At 35.4% G+C, this 12,478-nt stretch carries 17 protein-coding genes; 6 read left to right on the forward strand and 11 right to left on the reverse strand.

Features of this window, described 5'->3' with window-relative positions; translation table 11 throughout:
- Nucleotides 1–2 precede the first annotated feature (2 nt).
- Genes ABNX05_RS20080 through ABNX05_RS20090 form a run of 3 tightly spaced genes read right to left on the reverse strand, consistent with a single transcriptional unit; the run spans nucleotide 3 to nucleotide 3,026 of the window.
- Nucleotides 3–749 carry a LytR/AlgR family response regulator transcription factor gene (locus ABNX05_RS20080; protein ID WP_349661329.1) on the reverse strand — a complete coding sequence of 249 codons (747 nt, stop codon included), beginning with the start codon at nucleotides 747–749 and terminating at the stop codon, nucleotides 3–5.
- A 4-nt stretch (nucleotides 750–753) separates the two neighbouring features.
- Nucleotides 754–2,505, reverse strand: coding sequence for a LytS/YhcK type 5TM receptor domain-containing protein (locus ABNX05_RS20085; protein WP_349661370.1), 1,752 nt, complete (start codon nucleotides 2,503–2,505; stop codon nucleotides 754–756).
- Nucleotides 2,506–2,528: 23 nt separating this feature from the next.
- Entirely contained in the window at nucleotides 2,529–3,026 is a 498-nt protein-coding gene (locus ABNX05_RS20090) for an NUDIX hydrolase (RefSeq protein ID WP_349661330.1), read from the reverse strand.
- Between the two features lie 416 nt (nucleotides 3,027–3,442).
- Here ABNX05_RS20090 and ABNX05_RS20095 point away from each other — a divergent pair, with 416 nt between their 5' ends.
- Nucleotides 3,443–3,640, forward strand: a complete 198-nt coding sequence (locus ABNX05_RS20095) for a hypothetical protein (protein ID WP_349661331.1) — start codon at nucleotides 3,443–3,445, stop codon at nucleotides 3,638–3,640.
- A gap of 133 nt (nucleotides 3,641–3,773) precedes the next feature.
- On the opposite strand, the gene ABNX05_RS20100 is transcribed toward ABNX05_RS20095, so the two are convergent.
- Nucleotides 3,774–4,232: a MarR family winged helix-turn-helix transcriptional regulator gene (locus tag ABNX05_RS20100; protein WP_349661332.1), complete on the reverse strand. Its 459-nt coding sequence runs from the start codon at nucleotides 4,230–4,232 to the stop codon at nucleotides 3,774–3,776.
- 130 nt (nucleotides 4,233–4,362) lie between these two features.
- On the opposite strand from ABNX05_RS20100, the gene ABNX05_RS20105 reads away from it, so the two are divergent.
- Entirely contained in the window at nucleotides 4,363–4,854 is a 492-nt protein-coding gene (locus ABNX05_RS20105; protein WP_349661333.1) for a CarD family transcriptional regulator, read from the forward strand.
- Between the two features lie 1,036 nt (nucleotides 4,855–5,890).
- Here ABNX05_RS20105 and ABNX05_RS20110 read toward each other — a convergent pair.
- The gene (locus tag ABNX05_RS20110) at nucleotides 5,891–6,265 is read right to left on the reverse strand and encodes a HesB/IscA family protein (protein WP_349661334.1); all 375 of its coding nucleotides are present in this window, start codon (nucleotides 6,263–6,265) and stop codon (nucleotides 5,891–5,893) included.
- 282 nt (nucleotides 6,266–6,547) lie between these two features.
- Between ABNX05_RS20110 and ABNX05_RS20115 the strand changes: the two genes are divergently transcribed.
- Entirely contained in the window at nucleotides 6,548–7,240 is a 693-nt protein-coding gene (locus tag ABNX05_RS20115) for a DUF2225 domain-containing protein (protein ID WP_349661335.1), read from the forward strand.
- Between the two features lie 49 nt (nucleotides 7,241–7,289).
- On the opposite strand, the gene ABNX05_RS20120 is transcribed toward ABNX05_RS20115, so the two are convergent.
- On the reverse strand, nucleotides 7,290–7,526 hold the full coding sequence (locus ABNX05_RS20120; protein ID WP_010857481.1) for a NifU family protein: 237 nt from the start codon (nucleotides 7,524–7,526) through the stop codon (nucleotides 7,290–7,292).
- An 83-nt stretch (nucleotides 7,527–7,609) separates the two neighbouring features.
- Here ABNX05_RS20120 and ABNX05_RS20125 point away from each other — a divergent pair, with 83 nt between their 5' ends.
- The gene (locus ABNX05_RS20125; protein ID WP_349661336.1) at nucleotides 7,610–7,945 is read left to right on the forward strand and encodes a YuzD family protein; all 336 of its coding nucleotides are present in this window, start codon (nucleotides 7,610–7,612) and stop codon (nucleotides 7,943–7,945) included.
- A 137-nt stretch (nucleotides 7,946–8,082) separates the two neighbouring features.
- Here ABNX05_RS20125 and ABNX05_RS20130 read toward each other — a convergent pair whose 3' ends face one another.
- Nucleotides 8,083–9,147, reverse strand: coding sequence for an NAD(P)/FAD-dependent oxidoreductase (locus ABNX05_RS20130; RefSeq protein ID WP_349661337.1), 1,065 nt, complete (start codon nucleotides 9,145–9,147; stop codon nucleotides 8,083–8,085).
- A gap of 324 nt (nucleotides 9,148–9,471) precedes the next feature.
- Between ABNX05_RS20130 and ABNX05_RS20135 the strand changes: the two genes are divergently transcribed.
- Nucleotides 9,472–9,708, forward strand: coding sequence for a YuzB family protein (locus ABNX05_RS20135; RefSeq protein WP_079561500.1), 237 nt, complete (start codon nucleotides 9,472–9,474; stop codon nucleotides 9,706–9,708).
- Nucleotides 9,709–9,911: 203 nt separating this feature from the next.
- Here the strand turns inward: ABNX05_RS20135 and ABNX05_RS20140 are convergent, their stop codons facing one another.
- Both ABNX05_RS20140 and ABNX05_RS20145 read right to left on the reverse strand, forming a co-directional pair.
- Complete coding sequence (locus ABNX05_RS20140; protein WP_349661338.1) at nucleotides 9,912–10,664, reverse strand: TIGR01457 family HAD-type hydrolase; 753 nt, start codon at nucleotides 10,662–10,664, stop codon at nucleotides 9,912–9,914.
- Nucleotides 10,661–11,113, reverse strand: a complete 453-nt coding sequence (locus ABNX05_RS20145) for a DUF86 domain-containing protein (RefSeq protein WP_349661339.1) — start codon at nucleotides 11,111–11,113, stop codon at nucleotides 10,661–10,663. The genes ABNX05_RS20140 and ABNX05_RS20145 overlap by 4 nt, the downstream gene beginning before the upstream one ends.
- Nucleotides 11,114–11,202: 89 nt before the next feature.
- Here ABNX05_RS20145 and ABNX05_RS20150 point away from each other — a divergent pair, with 89 nt between their 5' ends.
- Nucleotides 11,203–11,469 (forward strand): DUF3055 domain-containing protein, encoded by a 267-nt coding sequence (locus ABNX05_RS20150; RefSeq protein ID WP_079561497.1) that lies wholly within the window; start codon nucleotides 11,203–11,205, stop codon nucleotides 11,467–11,469.
- A 181-nt stretch (nucleotides 11,470–11,650) separates the two neighbouring features.
- On the opposite strand, the gene ABNX05_RS20155 is transcribed toward ABNX05_RS20150, so the two are convergent.
- Both ABNX05_RS20155 and ABNX05_RS20160 read right to left on the reverse strand, forming a co-directional pair.
- The gene (locus tag ABNX05_RS20155; RefSeq protein WP_142510565.1) at nucleotides 11,651–11,845 is read right to left on the reverse strand and encodes a hypothetical protein; all 195 of its coding nucleotides are present in this window, start codon (nucleotides 11,843–11,845) and stop codon (nucleotides 11,651–11,653) included.
- Between the two features lie 64 nt (nucleotides 11,846–11,909).
- A complete protein-coding gene (locus tag ABNX05_RS20160) occupies nucleotides 11,910–12,437 on the reverse strand; it encodes a D-glycero-alpha-D-manno-heptose-1,7-bisphosphate 7-phosphatase (protein ID WP_349661340.1) in 528 nt (175 codons plus the stop codon).
- Nucleotides 12,438–12,478 lie beyond the last annotated feature (41 nt).

Consider the following 12,478-nt stretch of genomic DNA (forward strand, 5'->3'; position numbering starts at 1 on the left):
AGTTATTTTGATAGCTGAAATATCTTTCGCACATCCTTCATATAAAGCCTGCTGACTGGAATCGAATCCCTATTATGCAAAATCAAATTGTATTTTGAGCTGCTCCATGGCTCGAGCTCTTCAATATGCTCTAAATTGACGATAAATGCCCGATGGACCCGCACAAAGCCTTTTAAAGTAAGTTTATTCTCCAAAGCTGCTAATGACTCTGAAGCAAAATATTTCCCTTTCTCCGTGACAACAATCGTCTTACTATCTTCAGATGTACAATATAAAATTTCCTGAATTTTAATAAGTAAAATTCGATCATTCACATAAACTGTTAATTTATCAAGCTTGTCCAATTGTATATCCTTTAATTTTTCCATCGTCTTAACCTGTGTTGTTCTTTTTTTAGCCACCAGCTTTTCAACAGCACTTTGTACACGCTCTGGCTCAAAGGGTTTCAAAATATAATCAAAGGCATTCACTTCGAATGCCTGCAATGCATATTCATCATAAGCAGTAGCAAAAATAATTTCAGGCTTACGTATGCTTAGTTGCAGCTGTTTTGCCAATTCAAGGCCATTGTTTACGCCTAGCTGTATATCTAAAAACACGCAATCAATCTGCTCAAACTGTGAATCCAACAGTATTTCCTCCAGATCCTCCGATTCACCAATGATCTGCACTAAATTTGTTTGCTCCAATAAAAATCGCAATTCAGCCCTTGCTAACGGTTCATCATCTACAATATAGACATTTAACATTTCTCTACTCCCATCTTGTGGCTTTTAATGGCAGCTGTATCATAATTTTCGTGCCAACATCCAACGTACTTGAAATGTGAAAATCTGCATCAGTTCCATAAATTTCATGGATGCGCTGATAAATATTCCATAAAGCTGTCCCGGTTCCTTGTTCGGATTGCATGATCGTTTTGCCAAGCTGTTTAACCTGCTCTTTTCTCATCCCACAGCCATTGTCTTCTGTTAGCAGTACTAACTTATTATTGATTCGCTGCACCTTAACGTCAATCTTGCCTTCCTTGCGATTTTTAAAGGCATGATAAATGGCATTTTCAACAAGTGGCTGTAAGGTAAATGGGGGGATTTGTACGTCAAACAGTGATTCATCCAAGTGAAACTTCACATTATAGCGGTTTGGAAATCTTTTTTGTTCAATCGACAAATAAGCCTCTACATGGTCAATTTCATTTTTTAACGGAATCAGCATTTGGCGAGCTCCCTGCAAATTACTTCTGAAAAACGTACTAAGCTTTATCAATAAAGCTCTAGCCTCATCAGCATCCGTTCGGATCAGACTTGAAATAGTATTGAGACTATTAAAAAAGAAATGAGGATGAACCTGTGCCTGTAGCGCTTTAATCTCGGCATCCTTTAATAACTTTCTTTGCTGCTCAATTTCAGCATATTCAAGCTGCGAGGAAAATAGTCGACTGAGTCCTTCAGCTAGCTCCTTTTTCGCTCCTGTTAATGAAGAAACATTGATAAAATATAGCTTTAAGGTACCTACCGTTTTGTGCTGTACTTTTAATGGTAAGACAATCGCAGCACTTAGCGGACAATCTTCATATGGACAATTGATTTCTTTTGCGGACGTCGCTGTAATAATGCGTCCTTCTACTAATACTCTCTTCGTTAAAGCTGTTATTATTTCTTGATGAATGACGTGATGATCCTCGCCTACTCCTACATGTGCTAAAATTCCATTTGTATCTGTAATCGCGACTGCTTCAACCTTAATCTCTCTTTTAATAATCTCCGCAACAGTTCGGCATGATTCTTCATTTAACCCTTTACGAAAATGTTCGATAGTTTGTTGCGCAATAGAAAAGGCTTGATGCGTTTGTAATGCTTTTGTACGTTCTTCCTCATCAATAAACGTCTTAATAATAATGAAAAATATTAAAATCCCAAGGGCATTCATAATAATCATTGGTAGCGCGATTAAAGAAACTAATTGCAAAGCTTGTTCAAAAGGCTTTGCTATTATTAAAATAACAATCATTTGTAAAGTCTCTGCACAAATTCCGATCATAACAGCCTTTTTATAGGAGAAGGTTTGACGTATTTTTAATTGCCTACTTAAACCACCTGTTATGAATCCTGCTAGTATAGTCGAAACACCACAGGCAACCGCTGTAAATCCGCCAAGGGTAATACGATGAATCCCCGCAATAATCCCCACACTAACGCCAACAAGTGGCCCACCAAAAATACCCGCAATTGCTACGCCAATTAGCCTCGTGTTTGCAATTGCCTCCTCTGCATTTATAGTGCTATGTATCATTTGATTTAAAGGATAAATAGTACCACTTTCAATTTTTATCCCTGTATAGCTGCTCACTATACTTAAAGCACTAAAAATGATAATAAGCCAAACCTTTTCCTGAATCCCTTGATCCTGAAAGAGCATGCCCCGAAAGAGGCGCCACCTTGACATTAAAAAGGCAAACACAATGATTAGCCCTACTCGCTCTAACATAAACAAAAATAGCTCCATCATATGCCCCCTCCTCTATCGCTCTATTTTTTAAAGAACAATTTATAAGAGGAATAACCAAAGACATCTCCTGGATTAATACCTTCTATCCCCTCTAATTGGTGCTTTTCAAATTGGTTAGATGCCATTTCCTTTAACATCACTGATGTCATCTCATCTTGAGCTAGCTCCTTTGGAAACATCCATTTCGCTTCTAATAATTCTTTTTCCTGAAGACAAATCTTCTGTTGCTCATCTTTCATCCGGCAATAAAATATCGCCATATTATCACTAATGTCACCACGAATCACACCCGTTCGAAAACCAATTAAGCCTGATACATAGCAATCAATACCCGTTTCTTCTTTTAATTCCCGAACAACAGCCTCATCTACCGTTTCACCAGCATTGACAAAACCAGCCGGCAATGACCATCTTCCCTTTAATCCGCTATAGGCCTTTTTAACAACTAGCCATTGGCCTAACTCATTTACTGTAACTCCTGCAACACCTAACCAAACTTTTCCTCTGTCTTTTTTCATAATCATCTTCACCTCTATATCACTATTATAACGGCCAATTTTCCATATATAGAAGTATTAATTCAGAATTTTATGATTACTACTCACTCTCAAACATAAAGTATACATGTACGCCAATTTTGTAAATATGTTATACTAGATAAAACGTAGAATATTCACTCTATTTAAAGGAGGGAGTTTTACGTTAAACGAATTATCACCTAATGGAAAGCTTTTTATTTTTGCGATAGCGTTGCTTTTACTATCGCCCGTCATTGTTTTCATGTTGCCACTTACTGTTTCCCAAACGTATTATTATAGTAGTGATACTATCGTGCTGAAAATCCAATAAGTAACTTCATTATGCTTTTCCTAGCAATTACACTAATCATTTTAACGTTGATCATACTTGGTTTCAAAAGAAAAAATATACCTATTTGATTACGATTATAACAATTGTGAGCGGTCTGATTTTAGACTATTTTTCTCTTTTAAGTTATATCGCTATACAGAATACACAAATTGTTTTCAAAGAATATCTCCATAAAACTACATATGAATGGCAGGATATTAATGAAGTCATTTATGAGTATGAAATAGGTACAGGTGTGTGGACACCTGCTGAAAGAAGTTAAAAAGAAGCCACTTTCGAGTAGAACGAAAGTGGCTTGTGAAATTTTTCTATGCATCTACCTGCTAAATAGTCGCCTAACCTTATTATGTTATAAGATATGTTCCAAACATTTTCCATACCTAAACTACGAATATTTACGCTTCCAGCTGCTCCATATCCCAATTAAGTTTTAATATATTTTTTAAATTGTTTACTTGGTCTACTCCTATAGTATTAATTAGCTGCTGTTCAATATCAGCTTTATAACATTCGTTCTTTTCAAAACATTCTTGACCAAATTCAGTCATACGAATTGCTTTATGTTTTTTACTATGTTCGACATCAGTAACCTTCACTAATCCTTTTGCTTCCAAACTTTTTATAAATTTATGGGTTGCTTGTCTTGTAAATTCAACACCCTTAGCAACGTCTGAAATCATAAATTGTTTTTTATAAATTATCCCTAAAATACACCATTCAGAGTTAGAAATATAAATATTATGATGCTTATTCCACTTCTCTTCAGCAAGTCGTCGAAGTAGTTCGTGACGTTCGCTCAACAAGTCAATTACATCTCGATTCTGCAATTCGTCCTTCAACTGGTTCACCTTCATTCCCTATTTTTCGTTACTAATATACAAAAAAACAACCGCAATCGTCAATCAAGTTGACAAAATTCTTATAATTGCTTACAATTAATTTAGTCAACTAAGTTGACAATATAGTTTGTTGGAGGGAATATACATGTACAATGTTGGCGATGTAGTCATTTATTCATCACATGGACTTTGTTCTATTGAAGATATTTGTGAACAAACCTTTAACGACATTACAAAAACATATTACGTTTTACAACCACTAAATGAACCACAATTAGTCATTCGTACCCCTATTGACAATTCAAAAAAACACCTTAGAGACATTATTAAAAAAGAAGAAGCACTCAATATTTTACATTCATTCACATCTCCTGGCGTAGAATGGATTGAACAAAACACTCATCGATCTAGATTTTATCTAGAAATATTTAAATCCGGTAATCGCCAAAAACAAGCAAACCTTTTAAACACATTGTTACGAAAAAAGATTGAATATAGTGAAAGCGAAAAAAAATTCCCTAACCAAGAAGAGAAATTACTGCAATCTTTACAAGAGAACATTTTTTCAGAGTTCTCATTAGCTCTTAATAAATCCTCAGATGAAATTTATGATTATGTACTAACACAGCTTCATTAGCAGTGAGATATTGGTACATTAATAGGGCCACGATTTAGAAATATCGTGGCCTTATTTTTCATTTAAAAAGAAATGTAAAAAGGTTCTGCTCCATCAAAAATCGTTATCTTTCTTGATTGTATTGGCTTCCCTTGTACCATTCATTTGTATGAATTTTTTATATGAATCAATGAACATAGAATAGCCTGTGGCAAATGATAAGGTAATATCAATTACATTATTTTACCAGTTAACAGACTTCCAAATTTTTGAGAAAATAGTTGTAATACATAAGAATTTCGAGGTATCAATTAATTGAAGAAAAGCATTTTTACAAGCATTATATATATGGTTGTTTTTGTAGGTATGATCATTTCTTTATTTATTGCGTATAAGGATATTGGAAGTGTATTTGCAGCTAAGTTTATATTGTATTATTTAATTTTTCTTGTTTTATTCATTATTTATATAGTAACCGTAACAATAATTAATTTTATAAGGTTAAATAAGATGGCTAAAAGAAAGAGATACTTTTTTCTTATAATTCATTTCATTCTAATTAGTAGTTGTACCTTTATTTTTTACTATATAAAAGAACCATCAAAAATAACTTTTTACAATATTGTACTTAAACCATCATTTATATCATTCATTTTTGTTTTAGCTGATTTACCATTCTCAACGAAAAAAAAAGAAATATGATTGAACTAACTGGATCTTTCAGAATTGGACTTGCATTGATAATTAACTTTCAGATTTGCAAGTCCTTTTGTTACGCCCTAAAACGATTGAAGGCTCGTTGAAAAATTAATCTCACTCCAATGAAAAGTGAATTAGACCTTATCATTATTTTCCCTACGGTAAAGTTGAATCTCTTAAACCATAAAAAAAGCCTCCTTAATTCGTTATGTTTTAGCAACATACAAATCAAAAAGGCTCGGTATCTTTAACCCTAAATCAGTCTTTTTAAGGTTGTGTTTACACATTTTAAGGATTGTGTACGAATCATTTCTAACCGTTATTTACTATCCTACTTCAGCATTTAAACATTTACTTTTTAATCACAAATTTCAGGTGTACCTTCACGTTTTGCTGTTTTGAAAGACGTGCCACAGCCACATGATGCTATAGCATTTGGATTATCGATCGTGAAGCCACCGCCCATTAGCGATTGTTTATAATCAATTTTTGTCCCCATTATAATCGGCGCATCTTCACGGGAAACAAGAATTGTTAAACCATGTTGTACATCTTCAAAATCTTCTTCTTTTTTCTCTTGATCAAAATGCATGCCGTATGATAGACCACTGCATCCGCCACCATTAACAACTACACGTAAAAACGCTCCTTGCTCTTCATTGTGCTCCATCATTTCATTAATATGAAAGACAGCTGCTTCAGTAATTTCAATTACTTGCTTTAAACTTGTCATCCCAATCACCTTCCTTCTTACTTATTATCATATCAATTTTGACTATTGTATGACAAATATTCAGCTTTGATTGGAGTGGTGGCTGTATAACTCCATGTCACTTTTCTAAGACGCTCCCAGGAAAGTGCACAGTCGGAACAGAAATCAGCCTCACATTAATATGACAAAGCTGATATTAGTAAAAATTCTAATATTTTTCACATTAATAGTAATTTATATTCATGTTTATAAAATTAACATTGGTATAATAGTTGTAATGACTCGATGAAAGAGGTATCAAATATGGAGATTTCACCTTATTACGAAAAAAAAACCCAATGTCTTCATTGCAAAAAAGAATTTCCTACATTAAAAGTACGCTCTAAATTCATTAAAGTAGATCATACAGAAACAGACTTTCAACCAATTTATGCAGACGGTGTAAATGCCCTTTATTATAATGTATTTGTTTGTGAACATTGTGGATTTTCATTTACAGAAGACTTTTCAAAATATTTTGCCCCCGGCACGCAAGATGAAATTCGCACACAAATTACAGAAAAATGGGTACACCATGATTTTAAGGGAGAACGTACTGTATTCCAAGCGATACAAGCTTATAAATTAGCGTTCCTTTGCGGTACGATTAAAAAAGAGAAATTTGTTGCTATAGCCGGGCTTACATTACGTCTTGCATGGCTATATCGTTCACTAAAAAACGAAGGCCAAGAGCAGCGTTTTATGACAATGGCCCGAGATTACTATATGGATTCTTATTCAACTGAGGATTACAGCTCTACTCAAATGTCAGATGTACGAATTATGTATATGATCGCAGAACTATCACGACGCATCGGTGATTTAGAAAATGCTACTCGCTTTTTCTCAAAGGTCATTGAAAAGCAAAATATCGGTGGAGAAGCGAAGATCATTGATATGGCTAAGGAACAATGGGCGATTATTCGAGAAGAAAAAGAACAAGCTCGCCAAGTATAAGAAAAAAAGTTCTAGCGTGAATGAATCAGCTAGAACTTTTTTAGTCGTTTTAGAATACTTGCTCTACTTCAATAATACCTGGTACTTCTTCTAATAATGCGCGTTCGATACCAGCTTTAAGTGTGATTGTTGAACTTGGGCAACTACCACATGCACCTAGTAAACGTAATTTTACAATGCCGTCTTCTACATCTACTAATTCACAGTCTCCACCGTCACGTAGTAAGAATGGGCGTAATTTATCTAATACCTCTTGAACTTGATCGTTAATTGTTGCTTCTGCCATTTGTCTCGACTCCTTTCCTTATAATGATTATAATGTTAGCAACAGAAAAAATCCAATATTGAATCACGAGGAGTGGAAATGCTATGAGTCAAACGAAACCACAGATTGAAATTTACGGAACAGAGGTAATTTGCGCCAGTTGTGTTAATGCACCATCTTCAAAAGATACATATGAATGGTTACAAGCAGCCATAGGTCGAAAATATCCAAACCAAGGATATGATATTCGCTATATCGATATTGAAGGACCAATTGAGAATGAGCGCGATCAAGATTATGCTGCACGCATTCAAGAAGATGAATTTTTTTATCCGCTTGTCCTTATAAACAATGAAGTAGTGGGTGAGGGCTATGTGCAATTAAAGCCTGTATTTACTGCACTTGAAAAGCTGGGTTTCACGCCTGATGAAACTGTTTAATCTAAGCACAAAGCCGATTCTGGCCGTATTGTTTATGTGCGCGCAAGCGTAGCGACAGCGGCAGTTACGTCGAGGCATAATTGATAAAAAAATAAGGGATTGTTTCGAAGTAAATTTCGAAGCAATCCCTTTTTAATTTAATCATTTTGACGTTTATAATACCATAATAGTCCTGATTTCATTAAGCGTGCGATACGTCCTGTTACTGTTGTATCTGCTAAATAAACAAAGCCTTGTTTTTTACCAAGCGCTCCCATGAAACCTTTTAACTTGATATCAGGCATTTTTTCAGGTAAGCTTTCGCCTTTCCAACGCATGCGAAGTACTTTTACGATTTGTTCTGCTTGTTCCTCTGCTAACTGCGCAGTTGGAGGTAATTCTGAAGCAGCACAGTCACCTACAATATATACATGCTCGTCATCAAGAAGATTGAAATATTGTGTTACAAGAGGACGACCTTGTTTATCTTTCTCAACTTCCAAATCACGAACAATTTTGACTGGCTGTACACCAGCAGTCCATACTACAGTATCGAGTGCAATTTCTTCATCGTGATTGTAAATTTTACCTTGTTCGATTTTTGTAATATTTGAATTGGCAATCACTTCAACATCATTCTTTACGAACCAGTCTTTTACATATTTACTTAGCTTTTCTGGGAAGTCCTTTAGTATACGTGGACCGCGGTCGAATAGCTTTATTTTTAAATCTGAACGGCTTTCACGTAGCTCACTTGCAAGCTCAATACCACTTAAACCCGCTCCTACAATTCCGACTGAAGAGCCTGCTGGTAAACCACAAAGTGCTTGGAATGTTGAACGTGATTTCGCCATTGTCTGAATGCTATATGTGTACTCCTCTGCACCTGGTACACCATGATATTTATCCTCACAGCCAAGACCAACTACTAAATCATCATATTCAATACGTTGTCCATCTTCTAAAATGACTACTTTTTCCGCACGATTAATTTCAACAACTTCTCCGTATACAGCTTTTAAACGTTCATGCTCCGGGAAGCATACACGAACTTCTTTATCTGTTGCAGTCCCTGCTGCTAATGCGTAAAATTCTGTTTTTAAACTATGGAAAGGGGCTCTGTCTACTATTACAACTTCTTTATCTAATGGAAGGTTTGGTAATAGTCGAAGCATGACACGCATATTGCCGTAGCCGCCACCTAAAAGTACTAATTTTCCCATAATAGTCTCCTTTTATATCTCTTATATTAATTGTTCACAAAGTATCCACAAATGAGTATAACCGATTGTGAGAAGTTTCACAATATCATAATGCAATTTTGTGAAAGATTTCACAAAATAAATGATAACTTGCCTTTTTCGAACGGCTTTTGAATGATTACATCCCTTTCATCACTTTTGCAAAGATAGTTTAACACTGTAGCGAGTCATCATTTTGTATGCATCCTGCTTTAACACTGAATATCGGCTTTTATCTCACGGCCAACTCAAATTATTGACGAATGTTTTAAAAGCGAGTAGCATTACCTTGGTGAGGTGACACGTATGAATCCAATGGTTGAATTTTGTATAAGTAATTTAGCGAATGGCTCTCAAAAAACATATGAAGTACTAGAACGCGATCCGAACATCGATGTTTTGGAATATGGCTGCCTTAGTTACTGTACAAAATGTTCAGAATCATTTTATGCAATCGTCAATGGTGAATTAGTTGAAGCTGGTTCTCCTGAAGAGTTGACGAATGCCATTTATCAATTTATCGAAGAAAATCCATTATGGTAATGAAGGCTTAATACCTCATTGATATAATGTTGAAACGCTTACTATTCAATTTGAACATATAAAAAGGATGTTATGCCAAAAAAATCGACATAAGCATCCTTTTTTTATGTTTGAACTTTTTATACGGATATTTAGACAGCAATTGAAAAGTAACTATAAACCCGAATTCATCTCACACCTAGTGAGACTTCGGATGAAAGAAGTTAAATTAATGCTTCTACCACATAAGTAGGTTGCTGTTCCTTCTCAAGTACAACCTTTGAAGGTGTAACACCTGTATTTACATGGATTGTGTCACAGCCAAAACGAATCCCACACATAATATCTGTGTCGTAATTATCGCCAATCATCACCATTTCATCTTTCATAAAGCTATGCTCTGTTGCAATGACTTCAAGCATTGCAGGAGATGGTTTACCGATATAGAGTGGCTCAACGTCTGCAACCTCACCTACTAATCGGGCAAATGACCCATTACCAGGGAGAAATCCATGTTCTGTTGGGAATTTAATATCTTGATTCGTAGCTATAAACGTTGCCCCATTTTGCACAGCAATCGTTGCCTTCGCAAGTGCCATATAATCTAGATTTCGATCAATTCCCATAACAAATACCTCTGGCTCATCCTCGGTAGGTTCAATGCCTTCATTAAATAACGCTTTACGAATACCATCAGAACCTAACATGGCTACTTTTTTGCCAGGGAAATTCAAGGCTACATATTTCGCTGTAACTAATGCACTAGAGTAAATATGATCTAACGGTGCATTCACACCTATAGCGTTTAAAGCTTCCTGCAGCTGCTCCCTTGTCTTAGAAGAATTGTTTGTTACGTAAAATGGCTCAATTCCAGCTTGTTGTAACTGATGTATAAAAGTTATCGCAGAAGGAATTCCGTCCTTTCCACGGTACACTGTCCCATCTAAATCAAAGCAATAGGCCTTGTAGGTTTTCATTGATGATCCTCTGGTAAAAATGCTGAAACAGGGCCAAGTTCATTTGTTAAATAACTATTCACAGCTGGTGAGAATTGTTTTAATGCTGGTAAAGTAGCTGTTAATACATTCACAACTTCCTGAACATCTACATCTGTAAATTCACGAACAAGCATTTTACGTAAGCCAACTACTGCTTTTAATGGTTCTTCCATTTCAGTAGATACGACCTTTTCATCGATTAAAATATCAATAATATCCTCATAGCTTCCTGGATCACGCATAATGAAGCCATCAATCATTAAATTTCCAACATCCATCATTGACTCCATCACATTGTGACCAATTCGCTCGATTGCTAATTCCTTAATATCGTTTTCAAGCCAGCTATTTTCTGATTCTAAAATAGCTAATAGCCCATCTAAGTACTGTAAATTTTTTGTGATTTTATTACGATCTACAAAATACACAAGGAAAGCCCCCATTCAAAATCTTTAAAAGTTGATAGTCATTTCTCTTCTATAGTACCATATCTATAGGACTGGAAGGAGATTAAAAGATGGAACGTTTTTTTTTATATGATGATGTAGAAGATACAAAAACACGCTTTGTTAGTTTTGCTGGGGAAAAGTTACGTTATGATTTAGCCATTTTGCAATCGGGTCGTTTCTTTGGGAAAGTGCTTGTCATGGACATCCAATTTGGGCGCTTTGCAATAATCGGTCCAGATGATGTAGAAGAGCCTGGCTATCTTGAACACGTTTATAATCGTACAGAGGAAGAGACCGTCGAGCTACGAGAATATTTGCGTGAATTATTAAATTAACACCCTCCAAATCGGGTGTTTTTTTTGTGCCTGCAATGATAGCAATTAAGAATTTAATACAAAAAAATTCCGCTTTTCTGCGGACATAGGTTTCTACTTTGTGCACCTGCTGCAACAGAAGGTTGGCGGAATTTTTTTGTAAGTATCTTAAATCTAAATCGAGGAGCATTGTATTGTGCGCCTACTTTTCATTATTTAATTTAGCAGGATTATCCTTATTGCGAGGCTTGTCTTTGTTTTCATTGTCGTTTTGTTTTTTGGCTTGTTGATTTTGCCCAATTACGCCTAAATCATCAACACTAATATCAAAGCCAAATCCATATTCTTCTCGATCTAACGATTTTTTATTTTCTTTAGTCAAATTAATCACCTCCAATAAATAAATTATCCTCTTTCAAATGATTTATACGTTTTTTCTTTCTATCTCAACAACACTAGCTTTATGCTGTTGAATCCTTAATAATCCATTCAGCAGCACTAATTAAATCTGGAAAAATCGCATCTGCCAGCGGATCTTTTGCACCTAAAAATATTCCCTTAGTTCCTGCTCGTTTACCTGCTATAATATCTGTATCCGTATCTCCAACCATGTAGGATTTTTCCAAGTCTATATTGTATTTTTCACCAAGATCAACGATTAATTTACTCTTGGGCTTGCGACAGGCACAGCCCGACTTTGGTTTATGGGGACAATAGACGACTTCGTGAATAGTGGCCCCTTCCTTCTTCAATTCTTTTACCATATGCTCATGTATTTTTTGTAGCTGCGTTTCTTTCATAAACCCCAATCCAACGCCACCTTGATTAGTTACTACAAAAATATAGTCAAAGTATTTATTCAATTTTTTTATTGCTTCCGGAACATGCGGTAGGAAATAGAGTTCATTAGGTTTATTTACAAATTTAACGCGATCCGTTAATACTTCATTAATGACCCCATCACGGTCCAAAAATACAGCTTTTTTCATCTAAACAACACACACCTTTAATATAAAACTAGGAATAATTT

Source organism: Lysinibacillus zambalensis, assembly GCF_040183165.1.
GTDB lineage: Bacteria > Bacillota > Bacilli > Bacillales_A > Planococcaceae > Lysinibacillus > Lysinibacillus zambalensis.